The organism is Sporosarcina sp. P37, from assembly GCF_002109365.1.
GTDB lineage: Bacteria > Bacillota > Bacilli > Bacillales_A > Planococcaceae > Sporosarcina.
On sequence record NZ_CP015349.1, the window covers coordinates 1,489,821 to 1,515,690 of the forward strand.

Here is a 25,870-nt window from a genome sequence, read left to right on the forward strand (position 1 = left end):
ACAGAAATCGGCAACGATTTCTATGACAGTCTAGCCGTTATGAAAGTGCTTCAGTCAGTACAGGCACAATTTGTTTCTTACGGGAAACGATGCCTTTTAACAGCGCAGAGTTATTATTGAATGAAACGTTAAATGCAGATCCTGCACGCTCTGCTTCTTTACCGAGTGCAATGATGACGGAATCACTGTTAATGATATCAGTTACGACAAACAGGAAAAGATCCAGTCCTTTTTGTTCGATGATTTCATGTAATACAGCTTCCAGCTCATCCTGACGCCCAAGAATATCTTGTAAGTCCACTGCGTTCACTTGTGCGATTTCCATTTTCACATCGCCAAATTCAAATTCTTTCGCGTCAAGCCTGGCTAACTCTTTTACAGGTGTTGCACTTAAATCCGCGCCTGCTTTCAGCATAGCGAGACCGTACTCGGCTGCATCCACTTCTGCAATTGCAGCTAGTTCTTCAGCCGCAGCCTGGTCTTGAGGAGTGAAAGTTGGTGATTTGAATAATAAAGAATCCGATACAATTGCAGACAACATTAATCCTGCAATATTCTTCGGAATTGCAACTCCGTGCTCTTTAAACAATTTATTTAAGATAGTTGCTGTACAGCCTACAGGCTCCGCACGATAGTACAGCGGATCATTCGTTTGGAAATTCGCTATACGGTGGTGATCAATTACTTCCAGCACCTGTACATCTTCCAGATCATCAACACTCTGCTGTTTTTCATTGTGGTCGACCAAAATAACTTGGGAAGTTTCCGGTGCAGCTTTCTCGATCAGACGCGGCGCTTCAAAACCGAATGTTTCGAGCGCATATGCCGTTTCTTTTGAAATATTCCCTAAACGCACCGCTTCTGCGTCAACTCCGATCTGCTGTTTGAGATACGCATACGTAATTGCAGATGCGATGGAGTCTGTATCCGGATTTTTATGCCCGATAACTAATACTTTCGACATTTTCTCAATTCCTCCTATTTCACTAAGTTTACTAACTGTATTTTATCACACTATTCAGGTTTGACTAGTGGAAATAACAAAGATTGGATCTCTTCCTTATTTTGAAGGAAATCGGCAATCGTATAGCGGTCGAGCACAGCAAAGTATGCTTGAAGCGCTTCATATAATACGCCTCTCAGCCGGCAGGCACTTGATAGTATACACATGTTTTTATCCGGATCAAAGCATTCGACCAAATGAAAATCATCTTCTGTTTTACGGACAAGTTCGCCTACATTAATACTGTCGGGTTTCACGCACAGACGAATTCCGCCGCCGCGCCCCCGGATCGTCTCGATCAGCTGCAGTTTCCCCAGTTCATGGACAATTTTGGTGAGGTGATTTTTCGAGATTTGATAAGCATCCGAGATTTCTTGGATAGTAGATAGTTCATCAGGCTGCTTGGAAGCTAAATAAATCAGAACACGCAGCGAATAATCTGTATACATCGTTAATCGCATAATATCACCCCTTCTGCTCTCTCTTCATTATAGCATTTACATGTGAAAATTCCTTGATTAGCCTCACAGGTAAAAGCTGTATTGCTCCACTGTTTTTGAATAAAGTGTGACATGATTTCAGAATTTCTTTTAAACATGTATATAAAATGTATCTTTTAAACAGAAAATGATTTATGATAGAAATATCAAATACGGAAAGGTTGTGCACTATCAATGTTAGATCAAAAAACTATCGATATTATTAAATCCACTGTACCAGTACTGGAGCAACACGGGACAACCATCACATCTGTTTTTTACAAAAATATGTTTAAAGCGCATCCGGAATTACTAGATATATTCAATCACGCGAACCAATCACAAGGACGTCAGCAGACAGCATTAGCAAATACTGTCTATGCGGCAGCACAGCATATTGACAACCTGGGAGCAATCCTTCCGGCTGTTGTACAAATCGCACATAAGCACGTATCACTTGGAATCTTGCCGGAACATTATCCAATCGTTGGTGAACACTTGCTAAAAGCAATCAAAGAAGTGCTTGGCGATGCAGCGACTCCTGAAATCATCGATGCATGGGCGGCAGCTTACGGCGTCATCGCAGATGCATTCATCGGAGTAGAGGCAGAAATGTATGAAAATACAGCTAAAGCTGAAGGCGGCTGGGAGCTGTTCAAAGAATTCGAGATCGTAGACAAAGTAAAAGAAAGTGATGTCATCACTTCCTTCTATCTAAAACCGGTGGACGGAGAAAAATTACCATACTACTTACCTGGACAATATATTACTGTCCGTATGGAAATTCCGGGCGCGAAAAACATCGTAAACCGTCAGTACAGTCTGTCACAAAAATCGAATGACGAGACATTCCGTATTTCGGTTAAGCGCGAAGATACATTATCGCCAAACGGCGTAGTGTCTTGCTACTTGCATAATGAGGCTAAAGTGGGCGACACATTGGAAGTCAGCGCACCAGCAGGTGATTTCTACTTAGAGCCTACTGGAACTGGTCCTGTGACACTTATCAGCGGCGGCGTTGGTATTACACCAATGAAAGCTATGTATTCAACAATTGCTGACTTGTCTCCAGACCGCGAAGTGGCATTCCTGCACTCTGCACGCACTCGCAGCCAACAGGCATTTGCGAATAAATTAGAGCAATTGAACGCAAAAATGCCAAACTCTACTTACAAAGCTCTTTATTCTGAAGAGGGAGACGGCGTATTCACACGTGAATTCCTTGAAAAGAACGTCATTGCAGGCAGCGATGTCTATGTATGTGGTCCGACTGGCTTCATGGAGTTCGTTATTCAACAGCTTCATGCAATTGGAGTACCGGAAGATAAAATTCACTTCGAGTTCTTCGGTCCTGCTGTAGCACTTGAATTAGCAACTGTATAATTACTAAGAAAAGAGCCGCCGCGAAAAGTCGTCATGACTTTCGCGGCGGCTCTTCTTTATTTCCCGCCTTCTGCCAGAATTGATGAATAAAAAAAGATGCCCCTTGAAGTACTGCCGCTTCCCGGACATCCACGCGTTCTTATACTTTCTTTGGCATGCGGAATGAAGCAAGGATCAGCGCCGCTACTAAAAACAGGCCTAAATAGCCCACTATCGGATAAAACGTCCTGACTAAGTTTGTAAAGCCAAAGAAACTCAATACATAGCCAATCAGTAACGAGAAGGCTACAAACAGTTTAAACTTCATCGTGCCGCTTTGAATAAATCGTGCTCCGAATGCATAAAACATGCTGACAGCCGTATTGAAAATCATGCCGTACAGAATGACCGCCATAAAGACCGCGAAAATCGGTGAGATATTATTCATGACCGCAAGCATCGGCAGCTCTGATTCAGATACGTATTCCACTTGTGAGAAAATTGCCAGATGACTGAGTAATATCAAAATACCAAGCCCCAGTCCCCCGATGAACCCACCCCATGCTGCAATTTTTTCGTTCTTCTCTGCACCGCCCATGACAATCGACATGGAAGCACCGAGCGCAATGTTAAATGACACATAATTGACTGCAGATATTAACCAGTTAGGCAAGGTAGTTGGCAAAGCATTGGCTACCGGATTAAGAACAGCAAAGGTCGTATCCATCGTAGCTATGCTATAAGCCGATACGATAATTACCGTAAGAATTAAAAACGGTGTTACACTGCCGATGATCGCGACAACTTTGTCCACGTTCATCAGAACTGTCATGAAGACCAGAACAATCATCAGCAGACTGCCTATATAAGAAGGCAGGCCGAACTGCTGGTGTAAGTTGGCGCCTGCACCCGCAAGCATCACGACCCCGACTCCAAACAGTGTAAAGATAATAATTCCATCGACTACAACACCTGCATAACGTCCGCTTATTTTATAGATGACATCTTTATGCGATATGGTCTGCATACGACTGCCGAGGCGTGTCAATGTCATTCCTAAATATGCGAAAAGTGCCGTACAAATAACAGCACCCATCATTCCTGCGTAGCCGAAACTTGTAAAATACGTCATAATTTCATTGCCGGAAGCAAAACCTGCCCCTACCACAATTCCGATAAAGGCGCTGCTCATTTTCAATATTTCTTTCATATATTCCCCTACTTTTCTCTTTAGCAACACTCTCTGAGAAATTCTGTATTTATTTTATTTCCTGTACTTTGAGACGTACGGATTATCTTTCTCATAAAACCGCCATGGATAATGTACGGCCTCACCAGTATTGCCAATTCCTACACGCGGTCCCGCTTCTATCTCTGATTGCGGAAAACCCTCGGCTATGTAGAGAGGCCGCTGAGTCCAATGGTGGCCGTAGTATGCCATCGTTACGTTCAGTGCTTTGGAAAGCTTTCCGGGCCCGTTCGTCAGATCCGTCACTTTCTTAATATGTCCGCCCCGGCGTGCTTGCATAAGTGACAATCCCTCTATCGGCTCACCTGCCCGCAGTAATACTGCATGGGGCGTCCCTTCCTGTGCGCCCACCACATTCATCAGCACATGAGTATGCATCTGATATGTATATACCGAGCCCGCCTCTCCAAACATAATCTCCGTCCGTTTCGTTCTGCGATTTCCAAAACTATGCGCTGCACGGTCTTCAGGCCCGTGATACGCTTCTGTTTCCACTATCCTGACCACTGATAAACCTTCAGGCTGCTCGTGTACGATATATTGCCCCACTAAATTACGGGCAAGTTCAATTACAGGAGCAGTAAAGAATGATGAATCAATCGGTTCATACATACTATCTTCTCCTTCCTCTTTTTATGCCAATCCCTGTCCGGCCGCAAACTCACGATAGAGCTCATGCGTTTCCAGTAATTCGGCATGACGGCCCCTTCCGGTGATTTGTCCGTTTTCCAGAAACAGCAGCTGATCTGCATGCAATACAGTTGCCAGCCGATGGGCAATGATGAGTGTCGTCCGACCATGCATCAATCGGCGAAGTGCTTCTTGTACATGTGTTTCGGAGCCGCTGTCCAGATTTGACGTCGCTTCGTCCAGCAGTAAAATTTCTGGGTTATGCAGCAGTGCCCGGGCAATGGCAATGCGCTGCCGCTGACCTCCTGACAGTTTCATGCCGCGCTCTCCCACCATCGTTTCAAATCCATCAGGCATTTCCTCGATAAACGTATATGCATTGGCTGCTTTTGCCGCCTCGATCACTTGGTCAAGCGGCGGTCTTTTCTCCAGTCCATACGCCATATTGTCGAGAATCGTCCCGCTTAATAACGGGCTTTCCTGCGACACATAGCCGATTCGACGGCGCCAGTCGGATAATGGGATAGTTTGTATAGATGCATCCCCAAACCGTATTTCTCCTGAAGTCGGCTGATAGAACCGTTCAACCAATGAGAATATCGTCGTCTTTCCTCCTCCGCTCGGTCCGACAAATGCCGTCACAGTGCCTTTTTCAGCGGCGAAAGAAATGCCCTTCACTACGTCCTTTCCCTCTTCATAAGAAAAATGAACATCTGAAAACGTGATGGTTTCATTAGCTTTTGAAACAGACTTGCCTTCTGCGGGTTCCGAATTCATGTGCAAAATTCCCTGAATCCGTTCCGTCGCGCCCACTGCCTTCTGGAATGAAGTGAAAAATTGGGCCATCTGCGCAAATGGCATGATGATCTGAAAAAGCAAGAAAATAATCGCAACGAGCGTACCGGCAGACAAGTCACCTTTTGCCACTTGTGCGCCGCCGTATCCGAGGATTACTACTAGGATGCCCATCATCGTCAACATCATGATTGGAGAGATGACTGCCTGGATTTTCGCTTCTTTTAGGCCATATCCTAACAATGACCGGATCGCAGCCTTTCCTTTCTCACCTTCTGCTGGCTCTGCACGATAGGCTTTTACTAAACGTATATCACCGAGCACCCGGCCAAGATGTCCTGAAAACTTCGCCATTTCAGCCTGTGTCGCTTTCGCCACTTTATGCATCAGCCGTCCCAGCGGATATAGAATTGCCATGCTGACAGGCACACTAATCAGCATAATAATAGTCATTTTCCAATCGAGCACAAGTAAAATGATGACCGCCCCGACAATTGATATCAAGCCGGAGATGAATGAAACTAAATGCTCCGAGACCAGCGATTTTAACACTGTAGTGTCCTGCGTAATCCTGCTCATCGTTTCTCCTGTTTCATTTTGGTCGAAATATGGCACCGGTAAACGCAGAACCTTTTGCCATAGCTGATTTCGCAGATCAGCCACTACCGATTCACCGATATAAGCCAGCATATAATAGGAAAACCCACCGGCAATTGCCTGCACGACGAATAAAACGAGCAGAAACACACCCGTTTTCCAGTTCATCAATTCACTCGTAAAAGAGTCCACTAAATCTTTGGTGATCAGCGGCACCGCAAGTCCTGCCGCTGTTTCAACGAGGGAGAGCACGAATGCAATGACCGTTACTGCAACAGGCCAGTGTAATGTTTTAACAAGGCCTATGAATTCTTTAACAGACCCTGCAGGTTTTATTTGCGCACTCATAACGTATCCTCTTTTCTATATTATTCAAATGAGTTATCTGTTAGTCCTTGGAGATATTCACCGATCCGCTGCCAGTCGCTCTCCAGTTCCGGACGGAGAGATGGACGGTAAAAAACGGAAGCCGGATGAAATGTCGGCACGATGGTGTAGGAATGATCTGTCCAGCTGTACTGCGTATCTTCCAGTGCCGCTAAGTATTGGACGGGCTGTGTGATTACTTGTCCATGCAGCGCCGTGACTTTCGCGTGTTTTCCTAGCAATCGCTGAAGGCCGATATTACCGAGTGTCACGATGAGCTTCGGACGCAGATTTTTCACTTCAAAATCAAGTACCGGCGCATGAGCCAGCTGCTCTTTTTGAGTAGGCGGCCGGTTATATTTACGTTCAGTCAAACTGCCGTCACGTTCTTTCTTCGTCCCCCATTTATAAGGCCTGCTGCGGAATGAACTCGTCATATACACATCTTCCCGCGTCAGACCGATCGATGCCAGTGATTTCATCAGCTCATCACCCGCACGTCCTATAAACGGGATGCCGTGTATCGCTTCGTGTTCTCCGGGTGCTTCACCGATCAATAAAAGCGATGGTGATTCGGGACCTTCTCCGCGCACAAAGCCTTCCACTGGAAATCCTTCGCTGCGTTCTTGCGCAATACGCGCCAATTCATCAGGTATGCGAAACATCGTATCAGCTCCTTATTCATAATTATAAGGGTTTCATCTGCGAATCAAAAATATTAGCCATTGAAAAAGCCGCTCCCATTTATATGAAATGGAAACGGCTTAGTTTATATTATGTCAATTCAGTCTGTTTTGTTTCGGTTCCAAAGAAGATAACGGCTAATACGCCAACTAGGATCGCCCCGCAGAAAATGGCGAAAATCATGCCGAATCCATGGCCTGCCGCTAGCAACGTACCGACAAGAAGCGGTCCGAAGATGCCTCCTACACGTCCTACAGCCGCTGCAGTGCCAGAGCCCGTTGCACGAATTGAAGTAGGGTACTGTTCAGGAGAATACGCGTACAGCGCTCCCCATGCACCTAGATTAAAGAATGACAGCAGTGCGCCCGCCACCATTAAAGTAAATAAGGAATCTGCATTTCCGAAAGCAAGCGCACTGAGCGCCGTTCCGAACAAATACGTGGCGAGGACGAATTTGCGTCCCATTCTCTCAATGAGCCATGCCGCGCTGAAGTAGCCCGGCAGCTGTGCAAGTGTCATCAGCAAAACATAGCCGAAGCTCTTGATCAGACTGAAACCTTTCAGCACCATCACACTCGGCAGCCATAAGAACATGCCGTAATACGAGAAGACTACCGCAAACCATACAATCCACAGCATGATAGTCCGTTTTCTGAATGCTGGAGCCAATAACTGCTTCAACTTTTGGCCAGTTGACTGTGTTGTTTTTCCCTGTTCTTCAAACTTCTTGGAATCCGGCAAATTACGCCGTAAATAAATGGCATAAAACGCCGGAAGCGCAGTAATAATCAAAGCAATCCGCCAGCCGAAACTCGGGATCACAAAGTATGCAATCAATGCCGCAATCAGCCAGCCCGCAGCCCAGAAGCTTTCAAGCAGCACTACGACACGTCCGCGTTCTTTTGCGGATACACTTTCTGATACCAGTGTGGATGCAACAGGCAGTTCTCCGCCTAAACCTGCGCCTACCAGAAAACGGAGTATCAGGAATGCCCATAATGAAGTCGTTAAAGCAGATAATCCGCTTGCGACTGAAAATAAAACTAATGTGATCATAAATACTTGCTTTCGTCCGATGCGGTCTGCAAGCAGCCCGAAACCGAATGCCCCAACCGCCATACCGATTGAATTGATACTGCCAATCCAGCCCATTTCAGACGAAGTCAGCTGCCAGTCTACTGCCAATGCGGCTATAACAAAGGACAGAATACCAACATCCATCGCGTCGAACATCCAGCCTGTGCCTGCAATGCCAAGCAATTTATTGCGTGATAGTTCTTTCTTTTTCACCAGTCTTCTACCTTTCCATTGTGCAATCTTTAGGTGTCTTTACAGCTGTAATTATACCACTTTTGTTTTGCGTTTGACTAGTGTTGTTTTCCTGCGGATTTAGTTTGTGAGATCGGGAATTTAGGATTGGGCGGGATATGTGTATGAGCAGTTGGGCGGTGTGATTGATCGCTTGAGCAGCATGTATGAGCGCTTGCGCAAGGTGATTGATCGCTTGAACAGCGGGTATGAGCGCTTGAGCGAGGTGATTGATCGCTTGAACACTGTGTATGAGCGCGAGCAACCCGTATGAGCGTATGGAGAGCGGGTATGAGCGCTCGAGCAAGGTGATTGATCACTTGAACAGCGGGTATGAGCGCTTGAGCAATACATATGAGCGGCTAGTGAAATTATAGAGCGCTCGTGAAGAAAGTATGAGCGCTCGCAGCCGGAAGCATGCATAAATACTGTGCAAACCCCGCAGAATGTGAAAAAATCCCGTCAGACCGGAGTCTGACGGGATTTTCTGTAATTCTTATAATCCAGCTTCTACTTCTTTGATCATTTCTTTGATTGATTGAAGTCCGCCGCCGGATAAGTACCAGTATTCACCGTTTAGGTACACCATTTTATCATTTTTGAATGCATTTGTTTTCTTTACAAGATCGTTTTCCACTGAATCTTTAGCCGTTGCACCGTTGCCGATTGCTGCATCACGGTCGATGATGAATAGGATATCAGGATTTGTTTCCAGGATGTATTCAAATGTAATGTTTTGTCCATGTGTAGAAACTTCAATTTTTTCATCAGCCGGTTGGAAACCGAATACATCGTGTACTAATCCAAAACGTGAGCTCGGGCCGTATGCACTTACTTTTCCTTCAGTTGCAAGGATAATTAATGCTTTGCCGTCTGCTTCAGAAGTTTTTGATTTAATGTCTTCAATGCTTGCATCAACTTCTGCCAGCGCCGTGTTCATTTCATCTTCTTTATCGAAAATTTCAGCAATTTTACCCATGTTCTCTTTGAAAGACTCCATGTAATTTGAGGTGTCAACACCCGTGAAGATTGTTGGTGCGATTTCAGAAAACTGTTCATACAAGTCTGATTGACGTGCGGAGATGAAGATTACATCCGGCTTCATTGCGTTGATTGCTTCAAAATCAGGCTCTTTCAAGCTGCCCAAGTTTTCATACTTATCATCTTCGTATTTAGAAAGGTAGCCAGGTACGTTTGATTGTGGAAGACCTGCTACTTCAATTCCGAGTTCGTCCAATGTATCCAGTGTTCCAAAGTCGAATACTACGACCTTTTCAGGATTCTTTTCAAGAGTCGTTTCACCAAGTTCGTGAGTAATTGTAACTTCTGCGCTTTCTTCTGCAGGTTTATCATCAGGTGTTGCGTTGTCTGCAGGCTTTTCTTCTTCTTTTGCCCCACCGCAGGCAGCAAGTGCAAGCAGTAAGATTAATGCAAACAGGGATAGTGTAAGTTTTTTCATTTTAGTATAATTCCTCACTTTTTTAAGAGTTAAAATAAACACAAATACGGCAATTTTTCATTTGTTGAATCGGAATGTCCATATCATAGATATCCCGTAATGATTCTGATGTAATAATTTCATTTGTTAATCCGTCTTTAACGACTTTACCATTTTTCAGTGCAACAATTCGATCCGAATAAACAGAGGCAAAGTTGATATCGTGCAATACGATGACAACTGTTTTTCCCAGATCATCAACAAGCTGCCGCAAAATTTTCATAATCTGTACAGAATGCTTCATATCAAGGTTGTTAAGCGGCTCATCGAGTAGTATATAATCGGTGTCCTGCGCGATCGTCATCGCAATGAATGCACGCTGTCGCTGGCCGCCGGATAATTCATCCAAATACGCTTCTTGCATGTCTGTCAGGCCCATATACTCCAACGCCTGATTCACCATCCGCTCATCCTCCTCTTGGAGACGGCCCTTACAGTGCGGGAAACGGCCGAATCCAACAAGTTCACGGATAGTCAATTTGACATTCATAAAGTTGGATTGTTTTAATATCGCAACACGCTTGGCGAAATCATTCGACTTCATTTCTTTCACTTTGTTTTTATCGAGAAATACTTCACCTGTATCTGCATCCATTAATCGACTTACCATCGAAAGAAGAGTAGATTTACCAGCCCCGTTCGGTCCAATGAATGACGTGATTTTCCCACGATGAATATTTACACTGACCTTTTCGACGACTGCCTTTTTCCCATAAAATTTCGTTAGCTCACGAACTTGGATCATGAGGATCGACTCTCCTTTAATAGTAAATAGATAAAGTAAATGCCACCGACAAAGTTAATGATTACACTGAGTGTAGTCGAGAAAGAGAAGACGCGCTCAACGATCCACTGACCGCCGACTAATGCGATGATACTCATCAATGCAGCACCCGTAATTAAAATCGAATGCTTGAATGTTTTGAAGAACTGATAGCTCAGGTTAGCAACAATCAAACCGAAGAATGTAATCGGCCCGACTAATGCAGTAGAAACCGCTATAAGTACTGCCGATAAAATCAGCATAAGCTTTACGACTGACTGGTACGGTACACCCAGATTGACCGCTGTATCCCTTCCCAGTGACAGGACGTCAAGTTCATTGATATAGCGCCAGCCGATAATGAGTGTGAGCACCAATATCGCAAACGCCCACCAGACGAGATCCCCGTTGATATTATTGAAACTTGCAAACATCTTATCTTGCACACGCAGAAATTCATTCGGGTCAATCATCACTTGCAGGAATGTCGAAATGCTTCCGAAAAATGTACCGACGATAATACCGACCAGCAACAGGAAGTAAATCGGCCGATTCCCTTTACCGAATAAAAAGTGATAGAGCAGCAAGGCAAACAATACCATTGCCCCGACAGACAGCATAAAATTGAATTGCTGATTGATCAGCACAAAAGAAGTTGAACCGAAAAAGAATACGAGAACCGTTTGCAGCAGGATATAAAGTGAATCCAGCCCCATGATGCTCGGCGTCAAAATACGGTTATGTGTGATCGTCTGGAAAATGACTGTAGAGTATGCTACTGCTACCCCGGTCAACACCATCGCCATTACTTTGATGGCTCTGCGAGGAAGTGCATAATCATAGCTGCCGTTCAATCCCTGAAATAAATACAATCCGCAAAACACTAAAGAAAATGCCAGCAAGATCAATAGTTTTGTTGAGTTACGCATAGGCTTTCCTCCTAAACAACAGGTACAGGAAGATTCCGCTTCCGATTACGCCGACCATTAAACTGATCGAGATCTCGTATGGGAAAATAATAACCCTGCCCAGAATGTCACAGATGAGAAGGAAAATAGCGCCAAGTAATGCGGTATGCGGCAGCGTCTTTTGCAAATGGTCTCCTTTAAAGATCGATACGATGTTCGGGATGATTAATCCTAAGAAAGGAATCAGACCTACCGTCAGCACTACGGTTGTCGTTATCAATGCGACTAAAATCAATCCGGTATTGACGATACGCTTATACGCGAGTCCGAGGTTCTTGGAGAAATCTTCGCCCATTCCCGCCACAGTAAAACGATTTGCATATAAATATGTAATAATCAGTACCGGTATACTGATATACAAAAGCTCATACCGCCCTTTCATGATCATGGAAAAGTCACCTTGAAGCCAAGCCGACATATTCTGTATCACGTTTGCTTTATATGCAAAAAACGTAGATATGGAAGATAAAATATTCCCGAACATTAAGCCAACAAGCGGAATAAAAATGGCATCTTTGAATTTAATACGATCCAGGATTTGCATGAATAAAAACGTACTGATCAAGGCAAATGTAAATGACACGGCCATTTTTTCCAATAATGTTGCGTTGGTGAAAATTAACATAGACACTAAAATTCCCAGCTTTGTCGCGTCTAATGTACCTGCTGTAGTCGGGGAGACAAATTTATTGCGGCTAAGTTGCTGCATAATCAACCCGGCAATACTCATTCCTGCACCAGCAAGCAATATTGCGACTAATCGGGGAACCCGACTAATTAAGAAAATCTCTGTTTCTTCTGAACGCCAATCCAATAAGTCTGCTGGTGTGATTCGGCTTGCACCGACAAACAGCGACAGGAGGGAGAGCAGAATAACGGTTGGAATTAAATAACGTTTCTTCATGAAGAACTCCGATATCGAATATTTGAGCTTTTTCACTTAAATGAAAATGATTATCATTCGCTCATGAACTACATTACCGTGTTTGCTAACTCGTGTCAATACCTAACTGAAAATCATTATCAACACTTTTTAATGAGGTTTGATACTCCCAATTGGGATCCTTTCATTGAAACTGCTTGCTGTTCAGCAGTTCACAATCAATCCGCAGTTTTTTCCTGTGCTGGCACTTCATACAACATCCATAGAAAAAGCTGAAGCCAAACACTTCATTTTGAGTGGTCAGCTTCAGCGATGCCATTACCGCTTCATTGCCTCGTCCATATTTTTCGCGCTGTCGAGGATTTCTTTCGGTACTTTAATTTCATCGATCTCATTGATTTTCGTCATCATGCCTTTGATGTTTTGTTTCACTTCTACAGCCTGACCTTGCTGTCCTATCGTCATAATCATATCTATGTCAAATTCTTTTGTGTAGAAGGTCTTTTTATCAATTGTCAGCTGGACATCCAATTTTTCAACGTGTATGTCCGCTTCGTCAGCTCCCGCAACTTGGGCTCCTTCCGGTGTATTCTGCTTTAGAATATCATTCATGAGCGCGCTGAACTCTTCATCCGATCCTTTTAGCGTCAGTACATATTCATCGTTTGTCTGTTCAAATGAGAAGTCCTCTGCATATTCTTTAAACATTGAGATGTCCACAGGTGATTCAGCAGCACTGGCTATTTGACCCGTTACCTCTTCGTACATTTCATCCGGCAGTTTCAACCATTGGCCCGATTGCGGATCTTTCATGAAGAATCCTTCTTCTGTCATGTATAGTTCGACTGCCATTTCTTCACCGCCAGCCTGTGTGTTAATTGTTTGACGGATAGCAAGAGGTTCCACCATCATATCCATATCGATCATTGAGCGGATGTCCTGTGTTTCTTCACCCATTTGAATAGTCTGACTGATTTCCATATCAGAATGCATACTTTGCTGCGTTTCTCCAGCCGCATTCGCTTTTTCCAAGATTTCACCGGCAGTCAAGTCACTCTTTACGACGACTTCCTCTGTTTCTCCTGAAATCGGATCTTCCTTCGGCTCTGCGGTTTGTCCACAGGCGCTCAAGACAAGCGCCAACATTCCTGCAGTTAACATCGCTGTCCACTTGGTCATGTTCATGTCTCTCCTTTCATAAATTCATCTCACTGCCCGGTGCAGAAACCACAAGAAAAGGTGATGATTGAACCCTTCCGGCAATCCTCTTTTACAAGTAAGTGAAATGAGTAATCGGTAGATTTCTTTTTATTTTTTTTCAAACAGGTTTAGATTTGTTGTAAACGGGCAAACTAAAAGCATCCCACCCCCTTTCTCTTCTTATAAAGATAAAAGGATTTGGCTGCACGCATTGCGCGTGCAGCCCTTTTTTTGTCTTTACTTATAATTACTTCAATACGAATTCCTGCAGCCGATCACATTCGCTTTCCGGCATTTCCACGGTCATTAACGTTCCCTCTTCTTCGTAGGCAGTGTCTTTGATTGAGGCAGTTTCATTGAGATGTGAAACGATTTCACCCCGGTCATACGGAATCAGTAATTTACATGTGACATACTGTCGGAATAAATTTTGCTGGATCAATGTCAGCAACTCAGGAATTCCTTTGTTTTCGCCTGCAGACATCCAGATGCTCTGATCTTTCACCCGCGGATACGGAATTTCCGCCAAGTCTGCTTTATTATAGATGTTGACCGTCGGCACACTCTCTACGCCAATATCTTCAAGTGTTTCATTGGTCACATCCATCATATGTCCATGCTCTTCATCCGAAACGTCAACCACATGCAGCAGCAAGTCTGCATTTTTCGCTTCTTCGAGTGTCGAGCGGAATGCCTGAACGAGATGGTGCGGCAGTTTGGAGACGAACCCTACAGTGTCTGTCAGAATAAATTCTTTTTTATCCGGGAGCTGGATTTTCCGTACAGCAGTCTCAAGCGTAGCAAACAGCATATCTTTTTCGCTTACTTCTTTGGATTCATCTGCATTGGCGTATTGCAGCAGACGGTTCATGAGTGTGGATTTCCCTGCATTCGTATAACCGACAATGGATACGACAGGAATCCCGCTGCGCACCCGCTGTTTCCTCTGTGTTTCACGCTGATCACGCACATGTTCCAGTTCACGGCGCAGTTTGGCAATCTGGTCTTCAATCTTCCGGCGGTCGAGCTCAAGCTTGGTTTCACCGGCACCTTTGTTTTGTAAACCGCCGCCCGTGCCGCCGCCTTGTCTGCTGAGCGACGCACGCAAGCCGACAAGCCGCGGCAGCGTGTATTGCAGTTGCGCTAATTCAACTTGCATCTGGGCTTCTCGGTTGCGTGCACGTCTTGCGAAAATATCCAATATTAGCATTGTGCGATCAATAATTTTACATTCAAGCTCCCTCTCGAGATTGCGCAATTGGGAAGGTGATAATTCATCATTGAATATCAATAAGTTCGCACCTGTCTCCTCATATACGTCACGAATTTCATCGATCTTCCCTTTCCCGATATAATGGGACGGATTGCGCCTCTCAAGATTTTGCGTCACTTCTCCTATAACTTCCACTTCAATCGCTTCTGCCAAGTTCTTCAATTCTTCCATTCCATATTCAAAGTGCAGATCCTTCTGTTCGTGCACGCCGACAATTACGGCTTTTTCAATTAACACATCCATGCTGGCATCCTCCCTGACATATCTTTATACATAGTTTACCCTTCGTGCCGCCGCCTAACCGTTTGACGAGAAATGAATCTCCGCCAGGCGCTGTGCAGCAGCTTGCTTCTCGATAAAACGAAACACGACGTCGCCTATGCGGATATCATGATCGTCTCCGGCTTTCTGCGATAATAACACTGCCCACTCGCCTGTTTCGCGCAACGGGTCTTCTACGTGAAATACACATTCTGAAATCCGGCGCTGCCGGTGAACGGCAGTGCGGGCTCCGTTTTTTTCAAGACGTTCCATCCGCTCTGCTTCTGATTCCTCCCATTCAATAAAAAACGGATACGGTAATTCAACCGATACGCTCTGTTCGATAAACAGCATCTTCCACCGCAGCACCTTTCCGTCAGCTGTTCTTCTTGCGGCAGGAAGAACATCAGTGGTTGTAAAGCCTTTGTTGTCAAGCTCCTCTTTCCATTGCTCTATATCCGGCACGGAAAAGCATACCGTCGCCCAGCCGTCTCCGTATTGCCGGTCATGAAAATATTGTGCGATAAGCGGCTGATCGGCAGCGGCGGCCCTGGCTTTGCCTTCTTCCTCTACAGTCAGCCACTCAATATACGCATTATCCGTATACAATAAAGCATTCGCTGTTCCCCAATTCTCATGCCGTCCGCCCGCTGCGGCACAGTTCCCTTTTGCATGCTGTTCGTTCACTACCTCATTTATTTCATCATTAGTAAAATACACGATGTGATCCAGTTTCATAGTAAGGCTCTCCTTTCTCATTGATCGTCCCCCTATCATACCAAACCTCGCAAGCCTGCCGGTCATCCCCCGCCTTTACTGTCCGTGAATATTTTGTCTCCTATACGATTTTTTTGTATGATGAATACAGGTTTCCGGACAATATTTCCCGGGGAATTTGCCTATTCGACAGGAGGAAACAATATGAATCATGAGAAATGGCTTGCGCATACGGTGGAGATGGCAGTTAAAAATGCGGCGGATGGCGGCGGGCCGTTCGCTTCCATTATAGTGAAAGATGGGGAAATTATCGGTTCTGGCACTAATTTGGTGAACTCTACATGTGATCCATCTGCGCATGCCGAGTTATTGGCGATAAAAGAAGCATGTGCTGCATTGCAGACACTTGATTTGTCTGACTGCGTATTGTACGCAAGCGGAGAACCTTGTCCGATGTGTCTTGGCGCATCGTACTGGGCGAAGCTTGGGGCAATTTACTATGCTTGCAGCAAACAGCAAGCATTTGAAGAAGCAGGTTTTACGAATCCAGTGAAAGAATTCTTTCCTGATCAGCAGCTGCCGCCCGAAAAACGTTCTGTTCCGTTCATCCAAAAAAGGATCCCAGGTGCGGAGAAACCTTTTATCGAGTGGAATCTGCAGCAGCCCGAGTGAGCTTTGTGTTTCCTGAAAGGTCAGAATAGTGTAGGATAAAAGAAGAGTTTCGGGAATGTATACTTCCCGGGCAGAATGAATGCGGAGGGATTGTATGGTTATCGATTTATTAACATCGCACTCGTCGGTTCGGCGCTATAAAGATGAACCGATTACAAGAGAAACGGTGATGGAACTAGTTAAAGCAGGACAGCACGCAGCAAGTTCACACTTCGTGCAGGCCTGCTCGGTACTGTATGTCACGGATACAGACAAGCGGGGACAGCTGGCGGAACTATCGAAAAACCGCCGTCAGTTCTATACTGCAGGTGCTGTACTCGTTTTCTGTATGGACTATAACCGGCTGTCTCATGCCGCCCGGCTGAATGGCCAGGAAATTAACTACACAGTAGCGGAAAATGTATTGGTCGGCGCAATTGATGTAGGTTTATTCGCGCAGAATGTAGTCATCGCAGCCGAGTCAAAAGGCTACGGCATTTGCTATATCGGCGGTGTCCGTAATGCTATGGAGGAAATTTCGGAAGTACTGGAATTGCCAAAAGGCGTAGTTCCGTTATTCGGACTTTCCATCGGCGTACCGAACGAAGCCAATGGCGTAAAACCACGTCTGCCGATAGAGGCCGTCCTGCATGAAAATACGTATAACGAAGAAAAGTACAATGATTTATTGCCGGCATACGACGAGATTATGAAAGAATATTACGCGAGCCGCGATTCTAATCAGCGCGAAGCTACTTGGACAAAAGAGATGGCCGATTTTCTCGAGGCGCCAAAACGCACAGAAATTCAGGCTTTCCTGCAAAAACAAGGTTTCTTATTGAACTGAAGACAGACAGGAGTGTCACATCATGTCAGTAGATGACGTACTGGAATTGCTCCAGCGACGCATGACAGACGGATCATTCATCCGGGCGACGATTAGCCGGCCGCGATTGAAATCCAATGAAGTAAAACGAATTAAGTTAAAGCCGCTTGATCTAAAAGGTTCCTATCATGTTCAATTTGAATATCAGCATGAACGGATACTGAAACATGAAAATATTATGCTTGAAGATGTGGCGCAGCCTTTGCAGCAAGCTTTGGAAAACTATAAACAATTCCATATTGATCTGACGAATGAAACGATGCAGATTCAGATTTCAAAGAAGATGAAAGTTTCCATCAAGCGGATTTTTCTGGATACAGAAAAGACTGTGGATTATGCACATAACCGCGTAAAAAATTATGCACTGCATGAAGGAACGCCCTACCCGTTTCTTGTCAGACTGGGTGTCCAGACCCCGGAAGGCAAAGTCAAAAATCAAAAGCACGACAAGTTCCGTCAAATTAACCGTTTCGTTGAATTAATCAATGATACTCTTTCCCACTTGCCGAAAGACCGTCCAATCCGCATCCTGGATTTCGGTTCGGGTAAATCCTACTTAACATTTGCACTGTATCACTACTTGCGGATTGAAAAAGGATTGGATATCCGCGTCACAGGATTGGATCTAAAAAAAGAAGTCATTGAAGAATGTCAGGAAATTGCACGTGATCTGCAATACGATCAGCTGGAGTTTCTAGTGGGCGATATTAATGAATATGACGGGGATACGGCGGTTGATATGGTCGTTACGCTGCATGCCTGCGACGTGGCAACTGATATGGCGCTCGCCAAAGCAGTCAACTGGGGCGCTTCGGTTATTTTATCTGTCCCCTGCTGTCAGCACGAGTTGTTTTCACAACTGCAGTCCCCTGCGCTTGATGTCATGCTGCAGCACGGGTTAGTAAAAGAGCGCTTTGCCGCATTGGCAACCGATTCGATTCGTGCAGAGTTGCTGACTTTGGTCGGCTACGAGGCACAGCTTGTTGAATTCATTGATATGGAGCATACGCCGAAAAATATATTGATTCGCGCATACCGAAACGATAAACAGCCAAATGCAGAGCAAATTGCCCGTTATACGGCATTTCGTACGATGCTGCAGGCCAAGCCGTTCTTGGAGAAAGAACTCAAGCCGCTGCTCGGGTTCCTCCCGGCAGATGACAGCATTGTATAATAGATAGAAAGAAACGGATCGCCGAAGCGTCATAAATTGACGCTCCGGCGATCCGTTTTTGTTATGGCCGCGGCAGATGCCCGATGATGCTGTCGACCGCCTGCTTAATATGACGGGGCTCTGTTCCTAAGTTTAAGCGAATGAATCCTTTAGATTTCTCTCCGAACCACTCGCCGTAATCGATAGCAAGTTTACATGTATCCTGAACAAATTCTTTTACGCCGTCGGGCTGGATATAGGCACGCAAATCAATCCATAATAGGTAGGTCCCTTCAAGCGGTGTGATGACTATTTCCGGAGCATGGGCAGCGAATTGTTCCACTGCGTAACGTTCATTCGACTTGATGACCGCACGCAATCCGTCAAGCCAGTCTGCGCCGTGCCGGTAAGCTGCTTCGGAAGCTGTCATACCTAGTAAATTCACTTCTGTCTGATTCACAGACTTCACAAACGCATCAAACTGCTGACGCAATGATTCATTTTCAATAATGATTTGTGATGTCAGCAAGCCTGCCAGATTAAATGTTTTGGAGGCAGCCGTCACTGTCACCATACGCTCTGAATACTTCCCGTCCGCCACGATCGCGGATGGAATATGTGTATGATCACCGAATGTCATGTCATGATGGATCTCATCGGATACGATCAGTACGTCATGCTTATCGCAAATCGACAATAGCCTCTCCGCTTCTTCCGCCGTCCAGACACGGCCTACAGGATTATGCGGTGAACAGTGAATGAATAACTTCACATCATTATCGATGATCTTCCTTTCGAAATCTTCAAAGTCAATTGTATAGACACCGTCTGTATTGACGAGCTCACTGTTCACAAGCGTGCGGCCTGTATCTTTTACTGCATTACTGAACGGGTAGTACACAGGAGACAGAATGATGACAGCATCTTCAGGTTTCGTAAATGCATTGACGAACCAGTACAATGCGGTCACGACGCCTGTTGAAAAACGCATCCATTCTTTTTTCACTTCATAGCCGTGACGTTCCTTCTCCCAATTAATAAATGCTTCATAATAAGAATCCGGTGCGTATGTATAGCCAAACACTCCAAAATCTACTTTCTCTTTCAGCGCTTCCACTACCTGCTCAGGCACTTTGAATTCCATGTCTGCGACCCAAGCCGCAAGCAAGTCCGCATCCCCGAACCGTTCCTCCAGCTTGTCCCACTTCAGTGAGTTCGTACCTCTTCGTTCAATCGCATAACGCTCTAAAAATTCTTCTTTGTTCATTCTGATACCCCCCAATGTTCTCAATCTTCCCATCTGTCATTCTACTCCGATTGTAACATATGTGCTCTTTCGCTTCCTCCGTTGCCGTTAAGATTTTATTTGGGGTATACTATACTATCGCAATGAAATTCAGCTGGAGGTAATGTTGGTGAGAAAATGGAATTCTATCTTTATGCTTTCCGTACTATTGTTCATTGGTTCCGCTCTGTCTGTCAGCGCGGCAGCGGCGGATGTTAAATATATAGATGTGCCTGATCATCACTGGGCTAAAAATGAGATTATGCAACTGGATGAAATGAAAATCATCACAGGGGATTTCGATATGCAATTCCATCCTGAATCCCCGCTGACAAAAGGACAAGCCGCAGTTTCACTGTCTAAAATTTTTGGATTACAGTCTTCAGATAATTCTTTCGGCTTCTCCGACATCAAACGGGGATCCGACAAAGAACTCTTTGCATGGACGGCTGTTGAAAATGGATGGATCCAGCCTAGCAGCCCCGGCGTTTTCGGCTTTGATGAACCGATTACAAACACCCAGCTGAGGGATTCATTCATCGCGGCTTTTGAATTGAAGAGTAACGGCGGTGATCTCCTGTCCGAAATATGGCCGTCCCGGTCAGATCGGTCCACGCTGGAGAACATTCCCGTATTTACATTTCTTCATATGGATGACTTTCTTCATCATGGGGATTCCGTCGTTTCCAGGGCGTATTTCGCGAAAGCCCTGCACAGGATATTGGTGCAAACTAATCGCATTAAACAACCGAAGCACTACAATCTGTCAAAGGCGAAAGAGTCTGCAGACTATATAAAAAGTGATCCAGAAATGAACTTGGGAAGTGTCCCGTTCACTTCTCATCCTCTTTATTTGCGTTCTGAAAAAACTTTTACATTTAAAGATTATTCACAAACCGATTACGGCTTTGCACGCGATACGGTATATACCTACACTATAGGTGAGAATGACGCAGAAATTGAACTGACTGTCCGTCAGCTGCACAACAATGATGTCTTCGTCTTTTCAAAGCTGACCAATCAGTCAGAGATTCCGATTTCCATAGAGATTCTGCAAAAAGAATCCGATGTTACACATTTTGATTTATACCGGTACGACCGTTATCCGCTAATGCGAAAGAATACCGATCTGACTGATGCGGACATGACGACATATCCGACAGGAGTGCTTCGCTTCATTAAATCAGACGGGACAGTCGAAGAACGGATGATAGGCCAGGCTTATCGCTCCAAACCATTATCTCTTCGGTATGACAACGGTGAACAAAGCGTCTCGCGTGAATTGCTTGATGAACAGGAGAACTTTACTTACGCACTGGCGGGTAAAACTTTATTGTCTTCCTATACATTACAGGCAGATCCCGATGAAATAGCCGATCATTGGTATGTTGATTCCGATCAAAAACTGTTCCATTCCAAGGACTCTATTTTCAAATGGATGAGGGAAACCAGTCAGAATCATAAAAAGCGCAATAATTGGTACACTGCGGACGGCCCGTACAACAAACTGGCAGATTCAACAGAACCTACGCCTGCTTCCGGTCAAAACTATGGCAGGACGTTACTGATGTTAAAAGAAGACCGGGCATTAACTCTTTATCACGAAAATAAAGGGCGTTATTTTGAAGACCTCGTCTATAATGCATTCGTCAATTTGAAAAATTTCAAGAAAGATACAGCCTATTGGGAAACAGAAGTGACGAGCACGTATCTCAAAAACCTGTATGACATACACGCGCCATTCATCGACACAAGATTCAATGAACAGATTGCCTTGTTTTATTATAATATCGGCAGCGAATTTCGGATTCCTGATGCAAAGGAACCTCTTCGTCATTATGCAGACTTACTCGTATCACAGAAACGAAGAGGCAATACGATCAATGTTGCGCGCAATGCCTATTACATTGCAGACTATTTCCCGATCAAGCAACAGGTTACGACACATACTTCAATGAACCATGCGCTCGGCGGCATGAATATTTTACTTATGTCTTATCAGGAATTTGGAGACTGGCGCTATCTTCAAACAGCCCGCAGTATTCAGCAGGCAATTGTCCTGCAAAAAGATAAGTGGATTCGGGACAATGGAGATATTTGGTATCGCATCTCACCGGATCTCTCATTTAAAGGCGAAGACTATAAGCATTTGACACTCGAAGATTTGATAGACTCCTATCAGCTTTGGCAGCAAATTGATCGGAGCTACCTGCCGACACTGAAGCAGCTGATCATTTCCAAAGCCACGTTCCTGTCGAATGAAGAACTAGGCTACACGACAAAGATTAAAAACGGTCTGAAGGATATCGGGTTATCCGAGTACCTTCCAAAAGGGAAAGAAGTAACTGACGCATTGTGAGTGCGATAAGCCTTTCACTTTGAAGCCGTCAAATAACTGCGTTACGATATATACAGCAAGATGAAATTTATACACGGAAGGAGATTTATATGACTCTTACATTTAACGCACTTATTGCAGACAAGCAAAACGAAGATTTTTCAGTACAGGTTCAGCAGCTTTCATTGGATGATTTGCCTGAAGGAGACGTAGTGATTCGCGTCCACTATTCGGGCATCAACTACAAAGACAGTTTAGCTGCGATTCCTGACGGCAACATCGTACAAACTTATCCGATGGTACCCGGCATTGACTTGGCTGGTGTTGTCGAATCTTCAACGGATGAGCGATTCAAAAAAGGTGATGAAGTTATCGCAACCAGCTATGAAATCGGCGTATCACATTTCGGGGGATACAGCGAATATGCCAGGGTAAAGTCGGAGTGGGTCGTTCCCCTTCCCGCTGGAATTTCATTAAAAGAAGCGATGATTATTGGAACAGCAGGCTTCACGGCTGCTTTGTCCGTTCAGCGTTTAGAGGAAAATCGTCTGTCCCCTGACAAAGGGAAAGTGCTGGTAACCGGTGCAACAGGCGGAGTCGGCAGTTTTGCGGTTTCCTTTTTAGCGAAGCTTGGCTATGAAGTGGAAGCGAGTACAGGAAAAGAAGAGGCACATGAGTATTTGAAATCGCTCGGCGCTGCTTCCATCATCCCCCGCGAAGAAGTATATGACGGGAAAATCCGCGCACTTGGAAAGCAAAAATGGGCCGCCGCGGTTGATCCGGTCGGCGGCGAACCGCTTGCATCATTGCTGAGCCAAATCGAGTATGGCGGCTCTGTGGCAGTCAGCGGTTTAACGGCCGGCACGAAAGTCCCGACAGCCGTATTTCCGTTCATCCTGCGTGCCGTGAACTTGCTCGGCATCGATTCTGTTTACTGTCCAATGGAAACTCGCCTGAAAGTTTGGGAACGTTTAGCGACGGACTTAAAACTTGCAGATTTAGAACAGCTCGTCCAGGAGGAAATTTCATTGGAACAACTGCCCGCTGCCCTTCCGACTTTATTAAAAGGTCAGGCACGCGGCAGAACCATTGTCAAATTAGTGTAAAAGCAAACGAGCCATCCATGCACATATGATTGCGGCATGGATGGCTCTTTACATTTATCTTTCTTTCTCAAGCAATTTCATTGTTTCATCGTACTCGCCTTCAATTACTTCATGGCGTCTATAGGTCGCCAGACTGACTGCGTATGCAACTAACAGACAAATGATGAACCCCGGAACGATTTCATACAACGCACCGGAAAGGAATTTAATATTCCCCCAAACACCGACTGTAATCGCACCCGCAACCATTCCGAATAAAGCGCCTTTGGCAGTCAGTTTTCTCCAATACAGAGATAACAGGATGATCGGGCCAAATGCTCCGCCAAAACCAGCCCATGCGAATGAAACCAGTTTTAACACGGATTCTTTATTCGGCCATGCCAGAACCATCGCAATAATTGTCACGAACAGCACTGCCGCACGGCCCAGGAATACATACTGCCGATCCGATGCATTGGATTTGAACACCGCTTTATACAAGTCCTCGATCAATGCGGAAGATGTCACGATCAATTGAGACGAGATAGTACTCATAATAGCGGCCAGTACAGCAGCCAGCATGATTCCCGCAATCAGCGGATGAAAGATGATTTGCCCCAGAACGATAAAGACCGTTTCTGCGTCGGCTAACTCTGTGCTGTTTTGCTGGAAATATGCGATACCGACTAATGCAGTCGCAATCGCGCCCATCAGACTCAGCAACATCCATCCGATTCCGATTCGTCTTGCACTTTTAGTCTCTTTCACCGATTTAATCGCCATGAAACGGACGATGATATGAGGCTGTCCGAAATATCCTAACCCCCAGGCAAGAGAAGAGATAATTCCTGCCACACTCACACCGGATACAAAATTAAATAATGCGGGATCTGCCTCCCGAATGCTGGCCGCTGTTTCTGCAAAGCCCCCGGTAATAATAATGCCTGCTGAAGGCACCAGCACCAAAGCTAAAAACATAATCAGACCTTGCACAAAATCTGTATAACTTACTGCCAGGAAACCACCGAATAATGTATACGCCAGAACGACCGCCGACACAATAATCAAGCCCGTATGATACTCCAGCCCGAATGAACTTTGAAAGAACTTCCCGCCTGCCACCATCCCGGATGATACATAAAATGTAAAGAACACTAAGATAATAATGCCAGAAGCCACTCGCAGTAAACGGGAGGTATCTTTTAATCTGTTCTCCAAAAAACTCGGAATCGTAATGGAGTTATTCGAAACTTGCGTGTAGGCGCGCAAACGCGGTGCCACAAACAGCCAGTTTAAATAAGCCCCAATTGTCAGCCCGACGGCAATCCATGCTTCTCCGAGCCCGCTCAAATAAATTGCTCCCGGAAGACCCATCAGCAGCCATCCCGACATATCGGAAGCACCGGCACTTAACGCAGTGACTGCCGGACCCAGCGACCTTCCGCCGAGCATGTAGTCCGTCAGATTGGATGTGCGTCTGAAGGCATACCAGCCGATGAACAGCATAGCGGCCATATACATAATAATCGCAATGAGCTGATATGTTTGTTCCGTCATACAATCCCCTCCTTTACTATCAATATACCTATTCTACCTGATGGATAGCACTCTTTGAACAAAAATAAAAAGAAACGTATGAATGAACTACATGATCTGATACAATTGCCCGGGAAATGACCTGAACTGACAAAGTAAAAGAACAGTGCCAGCAAAAGTCCTTTCCTGCCGGCCCGGCAGTCAGTTTATTGCAAACTATTATGAAACTTTTCTATCCGCCATGACGTATACATACAAACCAAAGGAGGAATTTGCATGTTACACACGACAACGAATACACTGCAAGGCCGAACTATTGAAACGTATCACGGCATCGTATCAGGAGAAACCATTATGGGGGCAAATATTGTCCGTGACATCTTTGCATCTGTTACGGATATCGTAGGAGGACGCAGTGCAGCTTACGAAAGCAAATTGACCGAAGCGCGTCAGACTGCTCTGGATGAAATGTCCCAAAAAGCGTCTGCTATGGGAGCAAATGCAGTAATTGGTGTGGACTTGGACTTTGAAATGGTGCGTGAAGGCATGATGATGTGCATTGCTACAGGAACTGCTGTCACCTACCGCGAAGGCGAATAACTCCATACAAAAAGAGAGGCGATATTCACCTCTCTTCTTGTATCATTCTAATATTTCTGCCACCCGGCCAACCTGCCCATCCTCTAAACGAACTTTAATGCCATGCGGATGAAAACTGGATTTCGTCAATAAGTCTTTAACAATACCTTCCGTCTTCACGCCGCTGCGCTGATCTTTTTTCAAGATAATTGCCACATGCAATCCCGGCTTGATATCTGCCCGATTCTGTCCATTCATAAGTTCATTCGCTCCTCTTTTTTATCCAGTGTAGCACACTGCTGTACGAAACGGACAAGCATG

General features: G+C 45.2%; 25 protein-coding genes. 8 read left to right on the forward strand and 17 right to left on the reverse strand.

Annotation, left to right across the window (positions count from 1 at the left end):
• Nucleotides 1-37 precede the first annotated feature (37 nt).
• Both SporoP37_RS07755 and SporoP37_RS07760 read right to left on the reverse strand, forming a co-directional pair.
• Nucleotides 38-964, reverse strand: coding sequence for a manganese-dependent inorganic pyrophosphatase (locus SporoP37_RS07755; protein ID WP_081243117.1), 927 nt, complete (start codon nt 962-964; stop codon nt 38-40).
• Nucleotides 965-1,014: 50 nt separating this feature from the next.
• Nucleotides 1,015-1,464: an RrF2 family transcriptional regulator gene (locus SporoP37_RS07760; RefSeq protein ID WP_085430672.1), complete on the reverse strand. Its 450-nt coding sequence runs from the start codon at nt 1,462-1,464 to the stop codon at nt 1,015-1,017.
• A 213-nt stretch (nt 1,465-1,677) separates the two neighbouring features.
• Here SporoP37_RS07760 and hmpA point away from each other — a divergent pair, with 213 nt between their 5' ends.
• Complete coding sequence (gene hmpA, locus SporoP37_RS07765) at nt 1,678-2,865, forward strand: NO-inducible flavohemoprotein (protein WP_081243119.1); 1,188 nt, start codon at nt 1,678-1,680, stop codon at nt 2,863-2,865.
• Between the two features lie 139 nt (nt 2,866-3,004).
• On the opposite strand, the gene SporoP37_RS07770 is transcribed toward hmpA, so the two are convergent.
• From SporoP37_RS07770 to SporoP37_RS07790, 5 genes are all read right to left on the reverse strand, one after another.
• Entirely contained in the window at nt 3,005-4,054 is a 1,050-nt protein-coding gene (locus SporoP37_RS07770) for a YkvI family membrane protein (protein ID WP_085430673.1), read from the reverse strand.
• Nucleotides 4,055-4,108: 54 nt separating this feature from the next.
• The gene (locus SporoP37_RS07775; RefSeq protein ID WP_081243121.1) at nt 4,109-4,705 is read right to left on the reverse strand and encodes a DNA-3-methyladenine glycosylase; all 597 of its coding nucleotides are present in this window, start codon (nt 4,703-4,705) and stop codon (nt 4,109-4,111) included.
• Between the two features lie 21 nt (nt 4,706-4,726).
• On the reverse strand, nt 4,727-6,463 hold the full coding sequence (locus SporoP37_RS07780) for an ABC transporter ATP-binding protein (protein WP_085430674.1): 1,737 nt from the start codon (nt 6,461-6,463) through the stop codon (nt 4,727-4,729).
• Between the two features lie 20 nt (nt 6,464-6,483).
• Complete coding sequence (locus SporoP37_RS07785; protein ID WP_081243123.1) at nt 6,484-7,146, reverse strand: uracil-DNA glycosylase; 663 nt, start codon at nt 7,144-7,146, stop codon at nt 6,484-6,486.
• Between the two features lie 109 nt (nt 7,147-7,255).
• Nucleotides 7,256-8,398 carry an MFS transporter gene (locus SporoP37_RS07790; protein WP_369922218.1) on the reverse strand — a complete coding sequence of 381 codons (1,143 nt, stop codon included), beginning with the start codon at nt 8,396-8,398 and terminating at the stop codon, nt 7,256-7,258.
• Nucleotides 8,399-8,594: 196 nt separating this feature from the next.
• Between SporoP37_RS07790 and SporoP37_RS17280 the strand changes: the two genes are divergently transcribed.
• A complete protein-coding gene (locus SporoP37_RS17280; protein WP_158233549.1) occupies nt 8,595-8,747 on the forward strand; it encodes a hypothetical protein in 153 nt (50 codons plus the stop codon).
• 222 nt (nt 8,748-8,969) lie between these two features.
• Here SporoP37_RS17280 and SporoP37_RS07800 read toward each other — a convergent pair whose 3' ends face one another.
• The 7 genes from SporoP37_RS07800 to SporoP37_RS07830 all read right to left on the reverse strand — a co-directional run bounded on the left by SporoP37_RS07800 (nt 8,970) and on the right by SporoP37_RS07830 (nt 16,057).
• A complete protein-coding gene (locus SporoP37_RS07800) occupies nt 8,970-9,932 on the reverse strand; it encodes a siderophore ABC transporter substrate-binding protein (RefSeq protein ID WP_085430677.1) in 963 nt (320 codons plus the stop codon).
• A 22-nt stretch (nt 9,933-9,954) separates the two neighbouring features.
• The gene (locus SporoP37_RS07805; protein ID WP_085430678.1) at nt 9,955-10,716 is read right to left on the reverse strand and encodes an iron ABC transporter ATP-binding protein; all 762 of its coding nucleotides are present in this window, start codon (nt 10,714-10,716) and stop codon (nt 9,955-9,957) included.
• A complete protein-coding gene (locus tag SporoP37_RS07810) occupies nt 10,713-11,663 on the reverse strand; it encodes an iron chelate uptake ABC transporter family permease subunit (RefSeq protein WP_085430679.1) in 951 nt (316 codons plus the stop codon). The genes SporoP37_RS07805 and SporoP37_RS07810 overlap by 4 nt, the downstream gene beginning before the upstream one ends.
• Nucleotides 11,656-12,606, reverse strand: coding sequence for an ABC transporter permease (locus SporoP37_RS07815; protein ID WP_081243129.1), 951 nt, complete (start codon nt 12,604-12,606; stop codon nt 11,656-11,658). Before SporoP37_RS07815 ends, SporoP37_RS07810 begins: the two co-directional genes overlap by 8 nt.
• 297 nt (nt 12,607-12,903) lie before the next feature.
• Nucleotides 12,904-13,764, reverse strand: coding sequence for a DUF6612 family protein (locus SporoP37_RS07820; protein WP_085430680.1), 861 nt, complete (start codon nt 13,762-13,764; stop codon nt 12,904-12,906).
• Nucleotides 13,765-14,032: 268 nt separating this feature from the next.
• Nucleotides 14,033-15,301 (reverse strand): GTPase HflX, encoded by a 1,269-nt coding sequence (hflX, locus tag SporoP37_RS07825; RefSeq protein WP_081243131.1) that lies wholly within the window; start codon nt 15,299-15,301, stop codon nt 14,033-14,035.
• Nucleotides 15,302-15,355: 54 nt separating this feature from the next.
• Entirely contained in the window at nt 15,356-16,057 is a 702-nt protein-coding gene (locus tag SporoP37_RS07830) for a VOC family protein (protein ID WP_158233550.1), read from the reverse strand.
• A 183-nt stretch (nt 16,058-16,240) separates the two neighbouring features.
• Between SporoP37_RS07830 and SporoP37_RS07835 the strand changes: the two genes are divergently transcribed.
• From SporoP37_RS07835 to SporoP37_RS07845, 3 genes are all read left to right on the forward strand, one after another.
• Complete coding sequence (locus tag SporoP37_RS07835) at nt 16,241-16,708, forward strand: nucleoside deaminase (protein WP_099662694.1); 468 nt, start codon at nt 16,241-16,243, stop codon at nt 16,706-16,708.
• Between the two features lie 94 nt (nt 16,709-16,802).
• Nucleotides 16,803-17,534 (forward strand): oxygen-insensitive NADPH nitroreductase, encoded by a 732-nt coding sequence (nfsA, locus tag SporoP37_RS07840; protein WP_081243134.1) that lies wholly within the window; start codon nt 16,803-16,805, stop codon nt 17,532-17,534.
• Between the two features lie 22 nt (nt 17,535-17,556).
• Nucleotides 17,557-18,747 carry a class I SAM-dependent methyltransferase gene (locus tag SporoP37_RS07845; RefSeq protein ID WP_085430682.1) on the forward strand — a complete coding sequence of 397 codons (1,191 nt, stop codon included), beginning with the start codon at nt 17,557-17,559 and terminating at the stop codon, nt 18,745-18,747.
• Between the two features lie 61 nt (nt 18,748-18,808).
• On the opposite strand, the gene SporoP37_RS07850 is transcribed toward SporoP37_RS07845, so the two are convergent.
• Nucleotides 18,809-19,993 (reverse strand): MalY/PatB family protein, encoded by a 1,185-nt coding sequence (locus SporoP37_RS07850; protein ID WP_085430683.1) that lies wholly within the window; start codon nt 19,991-19,993, stop codon nt 18,809-18,811.
• 148 nt (nt 19,994-20,141) lie between these two features.
• On the opposite strand from SporoP37_RS07850, the gene SporoP37_RS07855 reads away from it, so the two are divergent.
• Both SporoP37_RS07855 and SporoP37_RS07860 read left to right on the forward strand, forming a co-directional pair.
• Nucleotides 20,142-22,370: an S-layer homology domain-containing protein gene (locus SporoP37_RS07855; RefSeq protein WP_158233551.1), complete on the forward strand. Its 2,229-nt coding sequence runs from the start codon at nt 20,142-20,144 to the stop codon at nt 22,368-22,370.
• A gap of 89 nt (nt 22,371-22,459) precedes the next feature.
• Entirely contained in the window at nt 22,460-23,455 is a 996-nt protein-coding gene (locus SporoP37_RS07860) for an NADPH:quinone oxidoreductase family protein (protein ID WP_085430685.1), read from the forward strand.
• Between the two features lie 54 nt (nt 23,456-23,509).
• On the opposite strand, the gene putP is transcribed toward SporoP37_RS07860, so the two are convergent.
• Nucleotides 23,510-24,991: a sodium/proline symporter PutP gene (gene putP / locus SporoP37_RS07865; RefSeq protein WP_081243139.1), complete on the reverse strand. Its 1,482-nt coding sequence runs from the start codon at nt 24,989-24,991 to the stop codon at nt 23,510-23,512.
• Nucleotides 24,992-25,246: 255 nt separating this feature from the next.
• On the opposite strand from putP, the gene SporoP37_RS07870 reads away from it, so the two are divergent.
• Nucleotides 25,247-25,570, forward strand: a complete 324-nt coding sequence (locus tag SporoP37_RS07870) for a YbjQ family protein (protein WP_081243140.1) — start codon at nt 25,247-25,249, stop codon at nt 25,568-25,570.
• A gap of 42 nt (nt 25,571-25,612) precedes the next feature.
• On the opposite strand, the gene SporoP37_RS07875 is transcribed toward SporoP37_RS07870, so the two are convergent.
• Complete coding sequence (locus tag SporoP37_RS07875; RefSeq protein WP_081243141.1) at nt 25,613-25,807, reverse strand: YwbE family protein; 195 nt, start codon at nt 25,805-25,807, stop codon at nt 25,613-25,615.
• Nucleotides 25,808-25,870: the final 63 nt, after the last annotated feature.